The following is a 19,891-nucleotide window of genomic DNA, read 5'->3' as shown; positions in this document are numbered from 1 at the left end:
CGGTTTATGCGTAAAAGTCGCGCTTGGAGACCTCGACCGCGGTGACGACACCGGCGCGGATGACGAAATCGCCGAAGCATTCGCTCTCCTCGCGCTCGGCCACCCACCGCCCGATGAGCCCGTCGAGCTCTTCGAGAATCGCATCGGGGCTCACGTTCTCAAGGTGCAGCTTGGGGATCCGCGTGCCGACACGGTTGCCGCCGAGGTAGAGGTTGTATTTGTTCGGCCCCTTGCCCACGAGCCCGGCCTCGGCGAGCATCGCCCGGCCGCAGCCGTTGGGGCAGCCCACAACGCGCAGGATGATGTGATCATCGGGGATGCCGTGCTTGACCAGAAGCCCTTCGACCGCCGCCACCAGATCGGGCAGGAAGCGCTCGGCCTCGGCCATGGCGAGCGGGCAGGTCGGCAGCGCGACGCAGGCCATGGAGTTCTTGAGCTGCGGCGTCATCATGTCGTCGATCAGCCCGTGGTCCCGCGCGATCTTTTCGATCTTCTTGCGATCCTTGGCGGCAACCCCGGCGATGACGAGGTTCTGGTTCGCGGTCATGCGGAAATCGCCCTTGTGGATTTCCGCGATCTTGCGCAGGCCGGTCTTCAGTGGCCGGCCCGGGTAGTCGAGGATGCGCCCGCTCAGGAGGTACAGCGTCAGGTGATGCTTGCCGTCGACCCCTTCGACCCAGCCGAACCGGTCGCCCCGGCTGGTGAATTCATAGGGGCGGGAGGGCGCGAAGGTGATGCCCGCGCGGCGCTCCACCTCGGCCTTGAACGTATCGATGCCGACGCGGTCGAGGGTGTATTTCGTCTTGGCGTTCTTGCGGTTGACCCGGTTGCCCCAGTCGCGCTGGACGGTGACCACGTGTTCGGCGACCTTGAGCGTATCCTCCAGCGGAATGAAGCCGAAATCATCGGCCTTGCGCGGATAGGTCGAGGTGTCGCCGTGGGTCATGGCGAGCCCGCCGCCCACCAGCACATTCCAGCCGATGAGCTTGCCGCCCTCGGCGATGGCCACGAAGTTGAGGTCGTTGGCGTGCAGATCCACCTCGTTATTGGGCGGGATGCTCACGGTGGTCTTGAATTTGCGCGGCAGGTAGGTCTCGCCGAGGATCGGCTCCTCGGTGGTCTTGACCTTCTCGCCATCGAGCCAGATCTCGGCATAGGCGCGGGTCTTCGGCAGCAGGTGCTCGGAGATCCGCTTGGACCACTCGTAGGCCTCGGCGTGCAGCTCGGATTCCACCGGGTTGGTGGTGCAGAGCACGTTGCGGTTCACGTCGCCCGCGGTAGCGATGGAATCGATCCCGGCCGAGTTGATGACCTTGTGCATGTCCTTGATCTCGGGCTTCAACACGCCGTGGAACTGGAAGGTCTGGCGCGTGGTCAGCCGGACGGAGCCGTAGATCGTGTGCTCTTCGGCGAATTTCTCGATGACGAGCCATTGCTCGGGCGAGATGATCCCGCCGGGCATCCGCGCGCGCAGCATCACATTGTGCAGCGGCTCCAGCTTTTGCGCGGCGCGCTCGGCGCGGATATCGCGGTCATCCTGCTGGTACATGCCGTGGAAGCGGATGAGCTGGAAATTGTCGGCGCTGAAGCCCCCGGTGATCGGGTCCTGCAAGTCCGCTTCGATCGTCCCGCGCAGGAAATCGCTCTCACGCTTGAGCCGTTCGTTGTCGGACAGTTTGCCCTCAACGATCAGATTGGGCTTGTCGGCTTTGCTGTCGAGCATCGGTGGCTACCTTCGATTGCGGGCTTCGATTGCGGGCTGCGAGTGCGGTCTTGATGAGGATGGCCGGGCGCGTCGCGGGCGCCCGGCTCGGGTTTTTGGGCAGACGGCGCCGGGCTTATGCCGGCTCTTTGGTCGTGCGCAGGTAGGGCAGGACCTTTTTGAAATCGCCGAACTTGGCTTTCGCGTCCTCGTCGCTGACCGTGGCGGGGATGATCACGTCGCCGCCCGGGGTCCAGTTCGCGGGGGTTGCGACGCCCTTGCCGGTCGAAGTCTGGAGCCCGTCGAGCGCGCGGAGTATCTCTGCGAAGTTGCGGCCCACGGTCATCGGGTAGGTCATGGAGAGCTTGAGCTGCTTGTCCGGGCCGATGATGAAGACGGCGCGCACGGTGGCGCTGTCGGCCGGGGTGCGGCCATCGGGGAGGTAGGCCTCGGCGGGCAGCATGTCGAAGGCTTTGGAGACTTCCAGCCCGTCATCGGCGATGATCGGGAAGCCGGCCGCGGCGCCGCCGAAGGTCTCGATGTCGCCTTTCCATTTCTTGTGGTCCTCGACCCCGTCGACCGAAACGCCGATCACCTTGGTGCCGCGCTTTTCCCACTCGTCAGCGAGCTGCGCCACGGCGCTGAACTCGGTGGTGCAGACGGGGGTGAAATCCTTGGGGTGGCTGAACAGGATCGCCCAGCTGTCGCCGATCCAGTCATGCAGGCTGAACGTGCCCTGATCGGTGGTCACGGTGAGGTTGGGGACGGTGTCGTTGATGCGCAATGCCACGTGGTCTTTCCTTCTGCCAGGTGATGGGCGCCGCGACGGTCCTGATCGGAGCGAGCAGGGCGCCGGGGTCGTGTCGTTTTAGGTCCATCCGTTCGGTTCGAAATCGCGGCGTGCCCTCTGGCCTCCGGTCGCAAACGACCCGAAGCCCAAGGCGCGCACCGCCTTTCGCGAGAGAGCTAACGAGGCCCTTGCGACGCGGCAAGACCGCCCGGGGCAATAAAGGACAGCGTCAAAACCGGCCCGAAATTTCGGGTACCCTGTTCCAGCGCGCTTGCGTCAGCCGGAACGAAATTCAGGCGCCCGGCGAGGGGGTTGGCGCGGTTGGGCGACATGGCCGCCGCGCGCGGGGGGAGGGGCCGGACGCGGCCGCTCCGGGGCCGGCGATGTCGCAATTTGGACACAACGATGAAAGTAACCTATAAAAAAACTCGGAAAATTTCGCGCACCCTGTTGCCTCCCGGCGATGGACGCACAATAACCGCGCCGACAACGCACGTTGTTTCCGGAACCGCTTTCGATCCTCTCCAGCCAGCCTAGCCAGACAGGTTCATTCGAAATGCATCAAGACGCTTTCGAGGGAGATACCCATGACCCAAAAGAAAACAGTCGGCACGACGCTCGGCCTCCTGCCGACTCTGGCCCTGTCCACCGCCTGCGCCATCCCCGCCCATGCCCAGACCGCCGCGATCGAGCTCGATCCGATCGAAATCACGAGCGGCGGCCCAGGCTATGCCACCACTGAGAGCTCCAACGACAAGGCCACCGCGCCGCTCGTGGACACGCCCCAGACCGTCAACACCATGTCGGCCGAGGAGATCGCTGACCGCGGGCTCAATTCGGTCGAGGACGTGCTGCGCGCGACGCCGGGCGTCACGCTTCAGGCGGGCGAGGGCGGCAACCCGATGGGCACCGCGCCGATCATCCGCGGCTTCGATGCCAACTCCGACATCTCGGTCGACGGGATCCGCAACTCCTCGCGCGTGAGCTACGAGACGTTCAACCTCGACTCGGTGCAGGTCAACAAGGGCGCCTCGGGCACGACGGCGGGCCGCGGCTCCACCGGCGGGACCATCAACCTCGACACCAAGACGCCCCAGCCCGGCAATTTCGCCGATGTCGCGCTCACCTACGGGACCGGGAACTACATGCGCGCCACGCTCGACGTGAACCGCGATTTCGGCTCCGGCGCGGTGCGGCTCAACCTCATGGGCCAGCAGGCCGATGACCTCAACGGCCGCAAGGGCCTGACCTCCGAGCGCTATGGCTTCGCGCCGAGCCTCACCTACCGGCTGAGCAACACCACCTCGATCACCGCCGGGCTTTACTACTACGAGATGCACGACCTGCCGGACTACGGCATCTCCTTCACCAACGCCAACACGCCCGCTGAATTCGCGGTCGGCTCCGGCACGGACGACGATCCGTATCAGCCCACCGATGTGGACAACGACAACTGGTACGGCCTGCATGACCGCGACTTCCGCGACAACATCACCCGCTCGGCCTATGCTCGTGTGGACCACGACCTCGCCAATGGGCTCACTTTCCAGTCGACCCTTCGCGTGACGGAAGACGAAAACGTCTACCTGACGACCAAGCCCGCCGCCGTCGCGGGCGGGGTCGAGGCGCAGGACCGCAACGGCAACCGCCTCACCAGGACCGTCGCGCTCAACGCGCAACTGTCCGGCGAGCGCGAGGCCTTCGGCGCCAGCCACAACTTCGTCGTTGGTGTTGACCTCTCCAAGGAAACCACCGACCGCGGATCGCTCTCGATCGACGCCCCTACGGATCCGGTCCTGAGCTATGAGAACCCCAACTACAATGCCGCCTGGGATGGAAGCGTCTCGGAGGAAGACCGCTCGAAATTCGGCGAGGTGGTCACCACATCGCTCTATGCCATCGACACGATGACGCTCTCTCCCCAGTGGGAGGTCACGGCGGGCCTGCGCTATGACATGGTGGACGCGATGGCGCTCACGGGGCCGAGTTCCAACCCGACGGAGCTTGAAGAGGAGCAGGGCTTCCTCAACGGCAACTTCGGCGTGGTCTACCACCCGCGGCAGGACGTCTCGCTCTATGCGGTGGTCAGCTCCTCGGCCGATCCGGCGCTCGGCAATCCCGGCATCCAGACCGATTCCGCGAACACCGACACGGTCGAACTCGATCCCGAACGCTCTTACACCTACGAGCTCGGGGCGAAATGGCTGGTCAACGACAGCTTCCTTCTCGGCGCGTCGATCTATCGGATCCAGAAGGACAACGAGCGCGTGGAGGTCGAAGAGGATGTCTGGGAGCTGGCCGGCGACAGCCAGTCCCAGGGGATCGAGCTGACCTTCGCGGGGCAGGTGACCGACAAATGGTCGCTCTCGGGCGGCTATTCGCGGATCGACTACAGCTCGAAATCCTCGGACACCGATTTCAGCCGGAACGTGCCGGAGAACAGCTTCTCGATCTGGTCGACCTATGACGTGAACGACGCCCTCACGGTCGGCGGCGGCGCGACCTACACCGGCGAGCGCTTCGCCGGCAATAACGAGACGCGGCTGATCCCCTCGTCCTGGCAGGTGGACGCCATGGCGCGCTACGCCTTTGCCGAGGACACGGCCGTCCAGGTCAACGTCACCAACCTCTTCGATGAGGATGTCTACGGCTCCAGCCACCATGGCCAGTTCGTCTACATGGGCCCGGCGCGGACCGTGTCGATGACGCTGACGAAGTCGTTCTGAGCCACGGCCTTCCGGCCGAATGAAACTGGCCGGGGCCCCGCGCGGGCCCCGGTTTTCCAACCCCGAGACCCGAGAGGCGCCGATGCTCATCACCATCCCCGATCTGCTCACCCCTGACGAAACCGCGCATATCCGCCAGGTCCTCGAACGGACCGACTGGGTCGACGGGCTCAGCACGGCGGGCGATCAGGCGGCGGGGGTGAAGAAGAACCTTCAGGTCCCGACCGACAACCACGAGGCCCAGAAGCTCAGCGCGCTGGTCCTTCAGGCACTGGGCCGCAGCCCGACCTATTCCTCGGCCGTTCTGCCGCTTCAGGTCCTGCCGCCGATGTTCAACCGCTACGACGCGGGCATGACCTTCGGCGATCATGTCGACGGCTCGATCCGCGTCATTCCCCAGACCGGCCAGCGCATCCGCACGGATGTCTCGACCACCGTCTTCCTCACCGAACCCGATGAGTACGAGGGCGGCGAACTGGTCGTGAAGGACACCTATGGCGAGCACAAGGTCAAGCTGCCGGCGGGCCACGCGGTGGTCTATCCCTCGACCTCGCTGCACCGGGTGACGCCGGTGACCAAGGGCTCGCGCTGGGCGTCGTTCTTCTGGGCGCAATCGATGATCCGCGACGACTGGCAGCGCCATATGATGTACGACCTCGACCAGTCGATCATGCGCATCCGCGGGCTGCTCCCCGATGACGATCCGGCGGTGACCGGCATCACCGCGCATTACCACAACATGATCCGCCAGTGGGCCGAGGTATGAGCCCCATCCCGGCCAAGATCGTTTCGCTTCAGGATTACGTCGATGCCGCCGCCCGGGCGCTGCCCGCGCCGACCTGGGCCTATCTCGCCGGGTCGGGGGCGGACGGGCTCACGCGGGCGGAGAACCGCGCGGCGTTTGACCGGCTTCGCCTGCGGCCCCGGGTGCTGGCCGATGTGGCCGGCGGGCACACGCGGCTCTCGCTTCTGGGCCAGAGCCTGACCCATCCGATTATCGTGGCGCCCATGGCGTTCCACAAGCTGGCCCATCCCGGCGCGGAGGAGGCGACGCTGCTCGGGGCCGCGGCGCGCGATGCGCTCGCGGTTGTCTCGGCCCAGGCGTCGATGGACATGACGACCCTCGCCGACGGGACCAGCGGCCCGCTGTGGTTCCAGCTCTATCTCCAGCCCCTGCGGGAGGCGAGCCTGAGGCTGGTCCGCCGGGCCGAGGCGGCGGGCTACCGCGCGCTTGTCGTGACGGTCGATGCGCCGGTCAACGGAATCCGCAACGAAGAGGCGCGGGCGGGGTTTGCCCTGCCGCGCGGGATCTCGGCGGTCAACCTCGCGGGGCTGCCGGCGCCCGAGAGCCCGCCGGCCGAAGGCGGCAGCGCGGTCTTTGACGGGCTCATGCCCGCCGCCCCGACATGGGAGGATATCGCGTGGCTCCGGGCGCAGACCGACCTGCCGATCCTGCTCAAGGGCATCCTCGATCCCGATGATGCCGCCCGCGCCATTTCGCTCGGCGCACAGGGGGTGATCGTCTCCAATCACGGTGGCCGCGTGCTCGACAGCGGGCTCTCCGCGCTCGACGCTTTGCCGGCGATCCGCGCGGCCCTCGGTCCGCAGCCGGCGATTCTCATGGATGGCGGGATCCGACGGGGTACGGATGTGCTCAAGGCGCGCGCGCTCGGCGCCGATGCGGTTCTGGTCGGCCTGCCGCTCCTTGCGGCGCTCGCAGTGGGCGGCGCGGTGGGGGTTTCCCACGCGCTGGAGATCCTGCGGACCGAATTGGAGGTTGCAATGGCGCTGACAGGCTGCAAGACACTCTCCGACGTTTCAAGTAAAACACTCTGGAATTCCTGACCGCCACCGCGCCACACCTGGTACCCCGCCGATGCCCGACCCGACCCAGACCTGTCCCCAGCAGCTTTGGCCCGCCCCCTGCGCCGCGCGCTACCGTGCCCGCGGCTATTGGCGCGGGGTAAGTTTCGGGGGCTGGCTCGACGAGATCGCCGCCGCCCATGGCCCGCGCGAGGCGCTCGTCGCGGGGACATTGCGGCTGAGCTATGACGAGCTGCGCAATCTGGCCCGGGCCTATGCGGCGGGGTTTCTCGGCGACGGGTTTGCGCCGGGGGATCGCGTGCTGGTTCAGCTTCCCAACGGTCCGGCCTTCCTGCCGGTGGTCCTTGGGCTGCTCTATGCCGGGCTCGTGCCGGTCTACGCGCTGCCTGCCCACCGCGACCGCGAGATCGCGCATCTGGTGGCCGGGTCCGGGGCGCGGGCGCTGATCTGCGCCGAGAGCTACGAAGGGTTCGATTATCGCCCGCTGGCCGAGGCCGTGCGCGCGGCTTGCCCCAGCCTCACGCGGATCTACATCGACGGGGCGCCGCAGGCGGGCATGTCCCGGCTCGCCGACCTCGCCGACACCGCCCCGCTCGATGCGCCCGTGCCGCGCGATCCCGGCTCGGTCGCATTCCTGCAGATTTCGGGCGGCACCACCGGCTTTCCCAAGCTCATCCCGCGCACCCATGACGACTATATCTACAGCTTCGAGGCCTCCGCCGGGATCTGTGCCGTCACGCCGCGCTCGGTCCTGCTGACCGCGCTGCCCGCGGCGCATAACTTCCCGATGTCGAGCCCGGGCTATTTCGGCGCGCTCTCGGTCGGCGCCAAGGTGGTGATGAGCCCCAGCCCCGCGCCCGGGGCGGCTTTCCCGCTGATCGCCGCCGAGGGGGTAACGCATACCGGCCTCGTCCCGCCGCTCGCGCTTCTTTGGATGCAGGCGGCCAAGGCGGCCAAGCATGACCTCAACTCGCTTGAGGTGCTGCTTGTGGGCGGCGCGAAATTCACCCCCGAGGCCGCCGCGCAGGTCCGCCCGACGCTCGGCTGCCAGCTGCAACAGGTCTTCGGCATGGCCGAGGGACTGGTGAACTACACCCGGCTCGACGATCCCGAAGAGGTCATCCTGAACACCCAGGGCCGCCCGATTTCGCCCGATGACGAGATCCTGCTGCTCGACGAGGATGGCGCCCCGGCCACGGGGGGCCACGGTGTGCTGCACACCCGCGGGCCCTATACGATCCGCGCCTATCACAACGCGCCGGAGGCCAACGCGCGCGCCTTCACTCCCGAGGGGTTCTATTGCACCGGCGACATCGTCCGGCTGCGCCCCGATGGCAACCTCGAGGTGCAGGGCCGGGCGGGGGACCACATCAACCGCGCGGGCGAAAAGGTCTCCGCCGAAGAGATCGAGGACAATCTCATCGCCCACGAGGCCGTGTTCGATGCCGTCGTCGTCTCCGTGCCCGACCGGTTCCTTGGCGAGCGGAGCTGCGCTTTCGTGGTGCTGCACGATGGGGCGAAGGCCGAGGACCGCGCGCTCAAGGCCTTCATCCGGGGGCGCGGGATCGCCGAGTTCAAAGTCCCCGATCAGATCGTCTTTACCGACCGGTTCGAGACAACCGCCGTCGGCAAGACCGATCGCAAGGCGCTCCGGGCGGCGCTCAAGAAACGTCATTTCGCGTGAAGGAGGCCAAGGGGCCAATGGATTTCGACCGTATCAGAGCCGATGTCGCCGCGGCGCTCTACACCACCCCCGACCAGATCGGGATGGAGGATAACCTCACCGATCTCGGGCTCGATTCGATGCGCATCATGACCCTCGTGACCGAGTGGCAGGAGCAGGGGATGGAGCTCGATTTCCTGTCCTTTGCCGAAGAGACGACGCTCGCGGCGTGGAAAGCGGCCTTCGAGACGCGGCAGGGGTGAGCGATGGACGCGGTTTCAACGGCGGGCGCCCTGCACGAACTGCTTGAGGCGCAGGAGGGGCTCTGGCTCGCGCAGCAGCTCGCGCCCGCCAACCCGCTGTTCAACACCGGCCAATTCATCGCGCTGGACGGCCCGCTCGATCTGGACGCCTTCACCGCTGCCCATGCCGAGGCGATGGCCGAAGCCGAGGCGCTGCGGCTCCGCATTCAGTCGGTGGGCGGCGCGCCCCGGCAATCGCTCGACGGGGAGGTGCCGGCGCTTGAGGTGGTCGATCTCACTGGCGATCCGGATGGGGAGGCCGCCGCCCGGCGCGACATGGACCGCGACAGCGCCGCGCCCACAGATCCGGCGCGGGACCCGCTCGCGGCCTTCCGCCTCTACCGGCTGAGCCCGACGCGGCATCTGTGGTACGAGCGCATCCACCACCTCGCGATCGACGGGTTCGGCATGGTGCTCCTCACCAACCGCGTCGCCGCGCTCTATTCGGCACGGATGGGCCAGAGCGCCGGCCCGGCGCTGGCGCCATATTCTGCCGCGCTGGAGGCGGATCGCGCCTATCGCGCCGGGGAAAAACACGCCGCCGACCGCGCCTTCTGGCTGGACCGCGCGGACCGCCTGAGCCCCCCGGCCTCACCGTCGCCAAATGCGGCGGGCGTGCTGAGCTCAAGCAGCTTCCTGAGGCTCGCGCGCCGGGTCCCCGACACCATCTGCACCGCGATCACCGAGCGGGCCAAACGCCTGCGCCTCACCTGGCCGGATGTGCTGACCTCGCTCAGCGCCGCCTATCTCCGCCGGGTCTCGCCCGACGGCGACGCGGTCTTCGGCCTGCCGTTCATGGCCCGGTTCGGATCGCGCGCGGCGCGGGTCCCGTGCATGTGGATGAACGTGCTGCCCCATGCGCCGAGCCTTCCCGAGGCCTCCGATCTCGACGCGGCGCTGCGCGAGGACGCGGCGGAGATTGCTCTCGCGCGGCGCCATGGGGCCTACCGCTCCGAACGGCTCCGCCGCGAGATCGGGCGGCGGCGGGTGGACGAGCGGCTCTACGGCCCGCTGATCAACGTCCAGCCCTACGATGTCGCGCCGCAATTCCATGGGCTCGAAAGCCGCCTCAACATCCTCAGCGCCGGGCCGGTCGATGACCTTACCGTCAGCTTCCGGGGCGATGGCAAGAGCGGCCTCACGCTGGAGATCGACGCCAACCCGGCGCTCTATTCCGAAGCGGAGATCGCCGGCCACCTGTCGCGGCTTCTGGCCTTTCTCGAGCGGGCTGCCCGCGCGGCGCGTCTGGAGGAGGTGCCGACCGTCACCGAGGGCGAGCACGCGCGGCTGATCCAGGAGCTCAACGCCACGGATCAGGCGCTGGACGAGATCACGCCGGAGACGACCCTGACCGCGCTCATCGAAGCGCAGATGGCCCGCAGCCCCGAGGCCCCGGCCGTCCGGTTCGGCGAGACCGTGTTGAGCTACGCCGAGCTTGACCGGCGCTCGCGCGCACTTGCCGAGCGGCTGGTGGCGCTTGGCGCGGGGGCGGACCAGCGCGTTGCGGTGCTGATGGACCGCTCGGAGCATCTGGCCGTCGCACTCGTCGCGATCCAGCGCGCCGGCGCGGCCTATGTGCCGATGGACCCGGGCCAGCCGCCCGCGCGGATCGAGGGGCTGCTGGCGCAGACCACGCCCATCGCCATCCTCGCCGACGCGCCGCCCGGCTTTCGCGTGGCCCCGCCCGTGCTCACCCCCGCAGAGTGGCCCGACGCGCCCACCGGCGCCCCCCTGCCGCCGGTCGCCCCGAATCAGCTGTCCTACGTGCTCTTCACCTCCGGCTCCACCGGCGCGCCCAAGGGCGTGATGATCGAGCACCGCGCCATCGTGAACCGGCTGCTGTGGATGCGCGAGGCCTATGGCTTCACCGCCGATGACCGCATCCTGCAAAAGACCCCGACGAGCTTCGATGTCTCGGTCTGGGAGCTCTTCCTGCCCTATCTGTGCGGCGCCTGCCTCGTCTTCGCCCCGCCGGGGAGCCACCGCGACCCCAAGGCCATCGCGCGCCTCATCCGCGACGACCGCATCACCACCTGTCATTTCGTCCCCTCGATGTTGGCGGCCTTCCTCGGCCACCCCGAGAGCGAGGGGATCACGATGCGGCGGGTCTTCTGCTCCGGCGAGGAGCTGACGCCGGATCACCGCGATCTGTTTCACGCCCGGATCGATGCCGAACTGCACAACCTCTACGGCCCCACCGAGGCGTCCGTTGATGTGACCTTCTGGCCCGCCGGGCCGGAGGATCGAAGCGCGCCGATGCCCATCGGCTGGCCAGTCTGGAACACGCGCTGCTACATCCTCGACGGCGCCATGCGCCCCGTGCCCGAGGGCGTCGCCGGGCAGCTTTACCTCGGCGGTGTCCAACTCGCGCGCGGCTATCTGGGGCGCGATGATCTGACGGGTGAGCGCTTCCTGCCCGACCCGTTCCGCCCCGGCGCGCGCATCTATGCCACCGGCGACATGGCGCGGCGGCGCGGCGATGGCGCGATCCTCTATCTGGGGCGCAACGATCATCAGGTGAAGATCCGGGGGATGCGGGTCGAGCTTGGCGAGATCGAAGCCGCGCTGCGGGGCCTTGCCGGCGTGCGCGAGGCCGTGGTGATCGCGCGTGATGATCCGGGGCAGCAACGGCTGCTGGTCGGCTATGTGGTGGCCGGGCCGGAGTGGACCGATGCGGCGCTGCGGGCGGCGCTGGCGCAAGCCTTGCCGGCGCATATGGTCCCGGCGCGGATCGTCCCGCTGGAGCGGATGCCGACCACCGCCAATGGCAAGCTTGACCGCAAGGCCCTGCCGAAACCGGCGCTGAGCGGGGTGGGGGGGACGCCGCCGCGGGGAGAGACCGAAGAGCTCATTGCCGAGGCCTTTGTCTCCGTGCTGCGCCTGCCCGAGCCCCCGGTGCGCGAGGCGGATTTCTTCGCCCTCGGCGGCGACTCGCTCTCGGCTCTGGATCTGATCCTGCGGCTGGAAGAGCGCCTGGGCCGCGCCGTGCCGCTGGGCCAGCTCTTCGAGACCCCGCAAATCGCCGCGCTCGCCCGCGCCGTCGAGACCCGCGCCGATGCCCTCGCCGGGCTCGGCCCGGTGTTTCCGCTGGTGGCTGGGCGCGAGGGGGGCGCGCCGGTCGTGCTGCTGCACCCCGCCGGGGGGCTTTGCTGGGGCTACCGCGCGCTGGCCAAGGCGCTTTCGGCGTCCTACGACGGGCCGATCTTCGGCTTGCAATCGCCGGTCCTCACGGGGGCCGCCATGCCCGAGCGGCTGGTCGATCTGTCGCGCCGCTACGCCGATGAGATCATCGCCCGCTCGGATGCCGATCGCGTGCATCTCGTCGGCTGGTCCCTCGGCGGCATCCTCGCGCAGGATCTCGCGGTCGAGCTCAGCGCGCGCGGGGTCCGTCCCGGCACGGTCGCGCTGCTCGACGCCTATCCCGCGGAGGTCTGGCGCGACGAGCCCGAGCCCGATCCGATGACCGCCCTGCGCGCCCTGCTGGCGATCGCCGGGTTCGATCCCGAGGGCCATCCCGAGCTCGATGATCGCGAAAAGCTCATGAGTTTTCTGAAGCGGAATTCCCGGCTTCTCGGTGCGCTGCCCGGGGATGTGCTCGACGCGGTCGTGACGCTCGTGACCGGCACCAAACGGCTGATGCGCGCCCATCAGCATCGGCACTACGCTGAGCCGGTGATCCACATTCGCGCGGCAGCCGATCACGCGGAGCGCGGGTTTGTCTCCGATCTCTGGGCGCCCCATTGCGCCGCGCTTGAGGCCTGTGATCTCGACTGCCTGCACAAGGACATGGTCGCGCCGGAGCATGTGGGCGCGATCGCCGCCATGCTCGCGCCGCGCGGCTGATCAGGCGGCGGCGAAGCGCAGCGCGGTGGGGAGCGAGCTCGGCAGGCTCGCGATATGCACCGCGCCGTCGTAGACCTGCGTGCTGAGCGCCACCCGGCCGCTCTCTTCGAGCCGGCGCGCGAGGGCGTGAAACTCCGCCGGGGCGTCGGTCGGCTCGGGGCCGCCCGCGCCCGTCCGCCGCTCGCGGTTGCCGCTGCCCAGATAGATCTCCGGGCGCGCGGGCCCCTCCCCGAGCGCGCCGAGATGCCGGGCAAGGACGCGCTCCAGCCGCTCCGGGTTCCACCACAGCGAGGGGCTGATGGCCGCGAAACGCGCGAAGCTCCGCGGCCGTTGGAGCATCAGGTTGAGCACGAAGAGCCCTCCGAGCGAATGACCCCAGATCGCGCGCCGCGCGGGATCGACCACGAGCCCGTCTTCCGCCGCCGCGCGCAACGGGCCGAGCAGCAGCGGCAGGAACCCCGGTGCGCCGCCCGCCGGGCGATTGCCGTAGCCCGCATCAGGCACCAGCCCGGTCTGGCCCTCGGCGGGAAAGGTCAGATCGCGGGCGCGGGCGAGGCGGTCAAACTGCGCTTCCGTCTGCTGTCCGATGCCGATGACGGCAAGATCCGGCACGGCCTCCAGCATCTGGGGCGTGAGGAAATCAAAGGCCGCGTTGCCATCGAGCAGGGTCAGGACCGGGCGCCCCCCGGCGGGGGCGGGGGCCGTCGGGATGGCGCGAAACAGACGGTAGGGCGCGGCGTCCGGTGCGGCCAGAGGATGGCGCGGTTCGGGCAGGACGGCGCTCTCGATCCGGTGGCTCGCGCAGGGCGCGCGCAGGATCTCCAGCGTCGCGAGGCGGCCCTTGTGCGGCGGCAGCGCAAGCCGGGCCGCCGGGATCACGGCGGGGCAGGCAAAACGCGGCACCGGCGCCGGCGTGGGGGCGATTGGTTTCTTGTGCATGGGGGCGCAAACTTGTACGTGATTGTTTTAGTCGGATACCACCGGTTGGCGGCACCCTAGGGGGCCTGCCGGACCGGCGCAACAACTCTCAGCGAGGCCATCGACCATGACGACACCTCATCGCTTCGGGATCGGGCTGCGCGCCCTTGCTTTGACGCTGGCGCTGCTCGGCTGGGCGCTGCCCGCCGCCGCAGAGCTGCGGATCACGGATGTGACGGAGCGCGAGGTGCGCCTGCCCGAGGCCGCGCAGGCGGTGATCCTTGGCGACGCGCGCCACATCATGGTGCTCGGCATGCTGCTAGACGATCCGGTCGCGCGGGTGGTTGGCTGGCGGCAGGACAAGGGGCTCGATCCGGCGCGGCGCGCGGCCTTCGCCGCACGGTTCCCGGCGCTGGAGGAGATCGCCCCGGTGGGCGCGGGCAACCGCGAGCTTTCGGTCGAGGCAACCATCGCGCAGGCGCCCGATCTGGTGATCCTGTCGCTCACCGATGCGCGCAACCCCACGATGGAGGTCCAGCTGCTGCAACTTGAGGCGGCGGGCATCCCGGTCGTCTTCGTGGATTTCTTCAGCCACCCGATCGAGAACACCACCCGCAGCCTCGAAATCCTCGGGCAGGCCCTCGGGGCGGAGGATCGCGCCGCCGACCTGATCGCCTTTTATACCGAGCGTCTCGACACGGTGCGCGGCCGGCTGGCCGAAGCCCAACCGGACGCGCCGCGTGTTTTCGTGCAGGTCCATGCCGCGCCGGGAACCTGCTGCGCGACCGTAGGCGGCGGGGTGTTTCACGACTTTATCGAAGCCGCGGGCGGGCACAATCTCGGACAGGATGCCGTCCCCGGCATCATGGGCAACGTGGGGCTGGAAAACGTCATCGCCGCCGATCCGGATGTGTTTCTCGCCACCGGCGGCGCGCATATGCGCGAGCGCGGCGGGCTGGTACTCGGCGCCGGCGTTGCGCAAGACGAGGCGCGGGCGGGGCTTGAGGCCCTGCTTTCCGGCGCCGGAATCGCCGATTTGCGGGCGGTGGAGCTGGGACAGGCCCACGCTTTCTGGCATCTTTTCAACGACAGCCCGATGCACATCGCGCTGATCGAATACCTCGCCCAGACCTTCCACCCCGAGCTCTTCGCCGATCTGGATCCGCAGGCCACCGTCGCCGAGATGCAGGCGCGGTTCTCGCCCATCGACGTCGATGGGACCTGGTGGCTCGCGGCCGAGTAACGCGCGCAGATGACCGACACAGAAGACATGGGCCGGCTGGCCGAGGGGTATCGGCTGTCGCGCGCGCGGCGGGGCCTGCTGGTGGCGGGGCTTGGCGCGCTGGCGCTGATCGGGGTGATCGCGGATATCGCCTCGGGGCCGTCGGGCCTGCCGGTGAGCGAGGTCCTGCGGGTGCTGACCGGGGGCGAGGCCGCGTCGCGCGGGGCGGAGGTCATCGTCTGGCGCGTGCGCCTGCCGGTGGCGATCATGGCGCTGCTGGTGGGGGCGGCGCTTTCCCTTGCGGGCACCGAAATGCAGACCGTCCTCGAAAACCCGCTGGCAGAACCCTTCACGCTCGGCGTTTCCTCTTCCGCGGCACTCGGCGCGGGCGTTGCGATCATCCTCGGGATCGGCGTGCCGTTCCTGCCGGCGATCTGGAGCGTGACGGCCAACGCCTTCCTCTTTGCCCTCGGCTCGCTCGCGATCCTGCAGATGGCCGCCGGGTTTCGCGGCGGGCCGACGCTGGTGATCCTCTTTGGGATCGCGCTCAACTTCACCGCCGGCGCGCTGCTGGCGCTGGTGCAATTCGTGGCCTCCGCCGATGCGCTGCAACAGCTCGTGTTCTGGACGATGGGCAGCCTCGCCAATGTCCGCTGGGAGGGGATCGCGCTGGTGGCCGTTGTCCTCGTGCTGACCGTGCCCTTCTCGCTGCGCGCCTCGTGGCAACTCACCGCGCTGCGCATCGGCGCCGATCAGGCACAGGGCTTTGGCGTCGACGTGGCGCGCCTGCGCCGCTGGGCGCTCATCCGGGTGAGTCTTCTGGCGGCGGCGGCGGTCTCCATCGTGGGGGTGATCGGCTTCGTCGGCCTCGCGGGCCCGCATATCGCGCGGATCATTGTGGGAGAGGATCACCGCTTCCTCACCCCCGCCTCGATCCTCACCGGCGCGGTGCTGATGTCCTTCGCCTCGATCCTGTCGAAATTGCTGGTCCCGGGCATCCTTCTGCCCATCGGGATCGTCACCTCGCTCGTCGGCCTGCCGGTCTTCTTTGCGCTGATCCTGCGCCGGGCGGGGAGCCTCTCATGAGCCTTGAGCTGCGCGAGGTCTCGCTGCGGCTCGCGGGCCGCGAGGTGCTCTCCGGGATCAGCGCCGCGCCCTTCGCGCGCGGGGAGTTCACCGTGCTCGCCGGGCCGAACGGGGTCGGCAAATCCACGCTCCTGCGCGCCATCGCCCAGTTCCTGCCCTATCGCGGCGAGGTTCTGTTCGACGGCGAGCCGCTTTCCGGCATGTCGCCCGCGCGGCGGGCGGATCTGGCGGGCTTCATGCCGCAGAACCTCCAGAGCCGGTCGGATCTCAGCGTCCTCGAGGGCCTGCTGGTCGCGATGAACGCCGCCGGCGGCACCCGCGAGGGGCAGGGGGCGCAGATCCGCCGGGCCGAGGCGCTGCTCGCACAATTCGGCATCGCCGCGCTGGCCGGGCGGGGCCTCGCGCGGCTCTCGGGTGGCCAGCGCCAGACGGTGGGCCTTGCCCAGGCGCTGGCGCGCGACCCGACGCTGCTGCTGCTCGATGAGCCCACGGCCGCGCTCGATCTCGCCATGCAATACCGCATCCTCGCCGAGTTGGCCGCCATCGCCCGGCGCGACCGGGTGGTGATCGCGGTGCTGCATGATCTGACGCAGGCCGCCCGCTGGGCGGACCGGCTTGTGGTGCTGCATCGGGGACGCGTTGCAGCGGACGGGCCTCCCGAGCAGATCCTGACGCCGGAGCTTCTGGCCGAGGTCTACCGCGTGCGCGCGCGCGTCGAGCGCGACGGGGCCGGGCAGCTGTTCGTCGCCGTCGACGGGCCAGCCTGACGCGGCACGCCGCACGCGCCTTGGATCAAACGAAACATGGCCGCAGAGACTGCGGCCATGTCTGTTTTTGCGTTGGACAAGAGGCGGTCTGCCCGCCCTCAGCCTTTGATCACTTGCGCACGATGCGCCAGAGCGTGTTGCCGTCCGGCGCCTCGCCGCGCGCCTTGTTGATGAGGTAGACCACGCCCGCGTCGCTTTCCTCAACGAAGTTGGGGAAGGGCCCGCCGGGCAGGTTGGCGACGATCTCACCGCTGTCGGAGACCACGGCGAGGCTGTCGGAGGCGCGGTTGGCGACATAGGCCAGCTTCTGGCTCTCGACATAGACCACGTTGAGCGCCTGCGCGCCCACGGCGACGTCGAGCATCTCGCTGCCGTCCTCGGCGCTGATCACCTTCAGATCGTCGCTGCCTTGCGAAACGACGAAGAGCTTCGTGCCGTCCTCGGAGACGTCCACGCCGGAGGCGCGGTCAACGCCGTTCAGCGGCAGGATCGTCACCTCGCCGGAGGCCAGGTCGATACGGGCGGCTTCGGGCGTGGTGCGCGAGACGGTGTAGAGCTGGCCGCGCGCCTCGTCGAGCGCGATGGACATGGTCGAGAAGGTCTCGCGGCGGATACCCGAGGGCACCACGATGGTCTCGACCAGCTCAAGCGCCTCGGCGTCATAGACGTTGATGCCCGCGTCAGCGATCGAGACGTAGACCCGGCCGCGGGTCGCGTCGACGATCGCGTCGCGCGGGTGCGATGCGGTGCCCGGCTCGAACTGTTTGATCAGGGACAGATCGTCCTGCGAATAGACCGCGACGGTGTTCTGGCGGGTGTTTGTGGCCCAGACGGTGTTGTTCACATCGTCGACCCCGACGCCGTAGACGGCAAAGACGCCGCCATCGCGGTCACCGCGATCGGGTGCATCGGCGGGCGCGGCTTCGGCGAGGACTTCGAGGCTTTCGGCGTCGAGCTTGATCAGGCGCGAGTCGCTGACCGGCGGGCGGCCCACGGCGGAGGTCACGAAGAGCGTGTTGTTCTTCTCGGAGATCGCGACCTGGTAGAGCCCGCCCCCGAGCGAGACCTTGGAGATTTCGAACTGGTCCGCGCCGCTGAATGCAATATCAGGGGAGACCTTGATCTGAACCACGCTCGCGCTGTCGGGGCCGTCGGTCTTGACGACGACGGGGTGCAAGCCGAGCGCGGCATCCTCGTCGAGGGTGAACTCAGCGGAGACGTTGCCTTCGGCGTCGGCGGTCAGGGCAGGCACAAGCGCCGCGTCGCCGCGTTCGATGGTGACGGTCTGACCGGGGGCAAAGCCCGCGCCGGTGATCTGGACGGTGCTGCCGGGGTAGATCGGCGCGCGATCGGCGGTGCTGAAACCGATGCGACCGGAAAACTCTGCTGGAGTGTCAAAGGCGGTTTGGGCTGCGGCGGGGGTAAGCCAGCAAAGCAGCGCGGTGGTGGCGCAAAGGGCTCGGCCGAGACGCGTGGTCGTGATCATGAAATCACCTCTCAGGATGTCTGGATTGTCAGGGGCGGCTGGCAAGCATTCCGGTTTGCTCGCGGGCTGGGGTGGTTGTTCTCCTTTCCGCAGGTGAAGTCAACCGAAACAAGTGTTTTAGTCAGGATTTCAGCGTCGCCCCGCCATCCACATAAAGATCGGCCATGGTGACGTGCCCGGCCTGATCGGAGAGCAGGAAGAGCGCGGCCTCGGCGATGTCTTCGGGGCGGGCGAGTTTGCCCAGCGGGATGCCGGTCTTGTGGATCGAAAGATCGCCTTCGATGATGCGCGCGGCGCCGTTCTCATCGGCCCACATGCCGGTCTGCATCGGCGTCAGGGTTGAGCCCGGAGCGAGGATGTTGCAGCGGATGCCGAGCGGCGCGAGCTCCAGCCCGAGGCAGCGTATCAGCATATGCAGCGCGGCCTTGCTCGCGGGATAGCCGCCCATGCCCACGCGCGGGATGCCCGCCGCGTTGGAGCCCACCGCGAGGATCGCGCCCGCGCCGTGGGGCGCCATTGCCCGGCCCAGAGCGCGGGTGACATGGAAGCCCCCGGTGAGGTTCACGTCGATCACCTTCTGCCAGAGGGCGGCGTCGAGCTCCAGCAGCGGCGCGCCGCCGAGGATGCCGGCGGCAAAGACCCCGTGGCGCAAGGGGCCGAGCCGCGCCTCGGCCTCGGCCACGGCGGCATCGACCGCCTCGGGATCGGTCACATCCAGCGGCGCCCAGAAGACCCCGTCGATCTCCGGTGCATCGGCGATCGCTTCGGGCAGGTCGGTGGCAAAGACCGTGGCCCCGGCCTCCGCCAGCGCCGCGACGATCGCGCGCCCGATCCCGCCGCCCGCGCCGGCGACGAACCCGGCGCTGCCCTCGAATCCGGTCAGTCTCATTGCGCCCCTCCGATCCGCGCGCAGGCCGCATCGCCGGACAGGACCACGCCCGCGCAGCTTGCGACCCAATCGAGCGCCATCTGGTGTTTGTCTTGCGAAAAATCGCCCAGGGCATCGGCGGCGAAAAACGGCTCGATGTCGCGCTGGAACGCCTCGCCCACGGTCGCGAGGCAGCCGATATGGGCGTAAATTCCTGTCACGATCAGCTGGTCGCGCCCCCGGGCGCGCATCAGGGTCTCAAGGTTCGACCGCTGAAACGCGCTGTAGCGATGCTTGACGAGGCGAATGTCTCCGGGCTGGGGCGCGAGCGGGGGGATGATCTCCTCATGCTCGGGCACGGCGCGCATTCCGGGGCCCCAGAGATTGGCCTGAAGTCCCCGGTCGGGGAGAAACTGATCCCCCTTTTGCGCGGTGTAGAAAACCGGCATCCCGGCGGCGCGGGCCGCGACGGCGAGGCGGGCGATGTTGGACACGATCCGCTGCAGCAGCGCGCCGTCCTGCGCCCAGGCTTCGGCCCCGTAAGCCGCGCAGAAGTAGCGCTGCATGTCGTGGATGAGCAGGGCGGCGCGGGCGGGCTCCAGCGCGAAAGTCGCGCGGGAGGCAGGCAGGGCATCGGCGGCGGGGAGCGGGTAATCGGGGATGCGGGGCAGGGCCATGATCGGGGCGGTCCTTC

General features: G+C 68.7%; 15 protein-coding genes. 9 read left to right on the top strand and 6 right to left on the bottom strand.

The features are described 5' to 3' along the window. Positions 1-4: 4 nt before the first annotated feature. Both cysI and BM353_RS11195 read right to left on the bottom strand, forming a co-directional pair. Positions 5-1,723, bottom strand: coding sequence for an assimilatory sulfite reductase (NADPH) hemoprotein subunit (gene cysI, locus BM353_RS11200; RefSeq protein ID WP_092080882.1), 1,719 nt, complete (start codon positions 1,721-1,723; stop codon positions 5-7). 115 nt (positions 1,724-1,838) lie between these two features. Continuing rightward, positions 1,839-2,492 (bottom strand): peroxiredoxin, encoded by a 654-nt coding sequence (locus tag BM353_RS11195; RefSeq protein ID WP_092080879.1) that lies wholly within the window; start codon positions 2,490-2,492, stop codon positions 1,839-1,841. 587 nt (positions 2,493-3,079) lie between these two features. Here BM353_RS11195 and BM353_RS11190 point away from each other — a divergent pair. The 6 genes from BM353_RS11190 to BM353_RS11165 are packed head-to-tail and all read left to right on the top strand — an operon-like array spanning position 3,080 to position 12,850. Further along, positions 3,080-5,218 carry a TonB-dependent receptor gene (locus BM353_RS11190; protein ID WP_092080876.1) on the top strand — a complete coding sequence of 713 codons (2,139 nt, stop codon included), beginning with the start codon at positions 3,080-3,082 and terminating at the stop codon, positions 5,216-5,218. Positions 5,219-5,237: 19 nt separating this feature from the next. After that, the gene (locus BM353_RS11185) at positions 5,238-5,984 is read left to right on the top strand and encodes a Fe2+-dependent dioxygenase (protein WP_245759631.1); all 747 of its coding nucleotides are present in this window, start codon (positions 5,238-5,240) and stop codon (positions 5,982-5,984) included. After that, positions 5,981-7,063: an alpha-hydroxy acid oxidase gene (locus BM353_RS11180; protein WP_092080873.1), complete on the top strand. Its 1,083-nt coding sequence runs from the start codon at positions 5,981-5,983 to the stop codon at positions 7,061-7,063. The genes BM353_RS11185 and BM353_RS11180 overlap by 4 nt, the downstream gene beginning before the upstream one ends. Positions 7,064-7,094: 31 nt before the next feature. Further along, positions 7,095-8,726: a (2,3-dihydroxybenzoyl)adenylate synthase gene (locus BM353_RS11175; protein WP_092080871.1), complete on the top strand. Its 1,632-nt coding sequence runs from the start codon at positions 7,095-7,097 to the stop codon at positions 8,724-8,726. Between the two features lie 17 nt (positions 8,727-8,743). Further along, positions 8,744-8,968 (top strand): phosphopantetheine-binding protein, encoded by a 225-nt coding sequence (locus BM353_RS11170; RefSeq protein ID WP_092080868.1) that lies wholly within the window; start codon positions 8,744-8,746, stop codon positions 8,966-8,968. A 3-nt stretch (positions 8,969-8,971) separates the two neighbouring features. Then, a complete protein-coding gene (locus BM353_RS11165) occupies positions 8,972-12,850 on the top strand; it encodes a non-ribosomal peptide synthetase (protein ID WP_092080865.1) in 3,879 nt (1,292 codons plus the stop codon). Here BM353_RS11165 and BM353_RS11160 read toward each other — a convergent pair whose 3' ends face one another. Beyond that, positions 12,851-13,789 carry an alpha/beta hydrolase gene (locus BM353_RS11160; protein WP_092080862.1) on the bottom strand — a complete coding sequence of 313 codons (939 nt, stop codon included), beginning with the start codon at positions 13,787-13,789 and terminating at the stop codon, positions 12,851-12,853. 106 nt (positions 13,790-13,895) lie between these two features. On the opposite strand from BM353_RS11160, the gene BM353_RS11155 reads away from it, so the two are divergent. Genes BM353_RS11155 through BM353_RS11145 form a run of 3 tightly spaced genes read left to right on the top strand, consistent with a single transcriptional unit; the run spans position 13,896 to position 16,843 of the window. Further along, positions 13,896-15,011 carry an ABC transporter substrate-binding protein gene (locus BM353_RS11155; protein ID WP_092080859.1) on the top strand — a complete coding sequence of 372 codons (1,116 nt, stop codon included), beginning with the start codon at positions 13,896-13,898 and terminating at the stop codon, positions 15,009-15,011. A 9-nt stretch (positions 15,012-15,020) separates the two neighbouring features. After that, the gene (locus BM353_RS11150; protein ID WP_245759630.1) at positions 15,021-16,076 is read left to right on the top strand and encodes a FecCD family ABC transporter permease; all 1,056 of its coding nucleotides are present in this window, start codon (positions 15,021-15,023) and stop codon (positions 16,074-16,076) included. Beyond that, the gene (locus BM353_RS11145) at positions 16,073-16,843 is read left to right on the top strand and encodes an ABC transporter ATP-binding protein (protein ID WP_092080856.1); all 771 of its coding nucleotides are present in this window, start codon (positions 16,073-16,075) and stop codon (positions 16,841-16,843) included. Before BM353_RS11150 ends, BM353_RS11145 begins: the two co-directional genes overlap by 4 nt. 109 nt (positions 16,844-16,952) lie before the next feature. Here BM353_RS11145 and BM353_RS16950 read toward each other — a convergent pair whose 3' ends face one another. The 3 genes from BM353_RS16950 to BM353_RS11130 all read right to left on the bottom strand — a co-directional run bounded on the left by BM353_RS16950 (position 16,953) and on the right by BM353_RS11130 (position 19,874). Further along, a complete protein-coding gene (locus BM353_RS16950) occupies positions 16,953-18,329 on the bottom strand; it encodes a YncE family protein (protein WP_092080853.1) in 1,377 nt (458 codons plus the stop codon). A gap of 121 nt (positions 18,330-18,450) precedes the next feature. Continuing rightward, positions 18,451-19,218, bottom strand: a complete 768-nt coding sequence (locus tag BM353_RS11135; RefSeq protein WP_092080850.1) for an SDR family oxidoreductase — start codon at positions 19,216-19,218, stop codon at positions 18,451-18,453. Further along, on the bottom strand, positions 19,215-19,874 hold the full coding sequence (locus BM353_RS11130) for an isochorismatase family protein (RefSeq protein ID WP_092080847.1): 660 nt from the start codon (positions 19,872-19,874) through the stop codon (positions 19,215-19,217). Before BM353_RS11130 ends, BM353_RS11135 begins: the two co-directional genes overlap by 4 nt. Between the last annotated feature and the right edge of the window lie 17 nt (positions 19,875-19,891).

This window comes from Poseidonocella sedimentorum (assembly GCF_900116005.1).
Classification (GTDB): domain Bacteria; phylum Pseudomonadota; class Alphaproteobacteria; order Rhodobacterales; family Rhodobacteraceae; genus Poseidonocella; species Poseidonocella sedimentorum.
This window is presented reverse-complemented; position numbering and strand designations above follow the sequence as displayed.

Bases quoted from the DNA above. Each gene is read 5' to 3' on its own strand.
- BM353_RS11165 (WP_092080865.1), top strand. From the start codon at position 8,972: ATGGACGCGGTTTCAACGGCGGGCGCCCTGCACGAACTGCTTGAGGCG.
- cysI (WP_092080882.1), bottom strand. From the start codon at position 1,723: ATGCTCGACAGCAAAGCCGACAAGCCCAATCTGATCGTTGAGGGCAAA.
- BM353_RS16950 (WP_092080853.1), bottom strand. From the start codon at position 18,329: ATGATCACGACCACGCGTCTCGGCCGAGCCCTTTGCGCCACCACCGCG.
- BM353_RS11150 (WP_245759630.1), top strand. From the start codon at position 15,021: ATGACCGACACAGAAGACATGGGCCGGCTGGCCGAGGGGTATCGGCTG.
- BM353_RS11190 (WP_092080876.1), top strand. From the start codon at position 3,080: ATGACCCAAAAGAAAACAGTCGGCACGACGCTCGGCCTCCTGCCGACT.
- BM353_RS11145 (WP_092080856.1), top strand. From the start codon at position 16,073: ATGAGCCTTGAGCTGCGCGAGGTCTCGCTGCGGCTCGCGGGCCGCGAG.
- BM353_RS11180 (WP_092080873.1), top strand. From the start codon at position 5,981: ATGAGCCCCATCCCGGCCAAGATCGTTTCGCTTCAGGATTACGTCGAT.
- BM353_RS11135 (WP_092080850.1), bottom strand. From the start codon at position 19,218: ATGAGACTGACCGGATTCGAGGGCAGCGCCGGGTTCGTCGCCGGCGCG.
- BM353_RS11175 (WP_092080871.1), top strand. From the start codon at position 7,095: ATGCCCGACCCGACCCAGACCTGTCCCCAGCAGCTTTGGCCCGCCCCC.
- BM353_RS11185 (WP_245759631.1), top strand. From the start codon at position 5,238: ATGAAACTGGCCGGGGCCCCGCGCGGGCCCCGGTTTTCCAACCCCGAG.
- BM353_RS11130 (WP_092080847.1), bottom strand. From the start codon at position 19,874: ATGGCCCTGCCCCGCATCCCCGATTACCCGCTCCCCGCCGCCGATGCC.
- BM353_RS11170 (WP_092080868.1), top strand. From the start codon at position 8,744: ATGGATTTCGACCGTATCAGAGCCGATGTCGCCGCGGCGCTCTACACC.
- BM353_RS11160 (WP_092080862.1), bottom strand. From the start codon at position 13,789: ATGCACAAGAAACCAATCGCCCCCACGCCGGCGCCGGTGCCGCGTTTT.
- BM353_RS11155 (WP_092080859.1), top strand. From the start codon at position 13,896: ATGACGACACCTCATCGCTTCGGGATCGGGCTGCGCGCCCTTGCTTTG.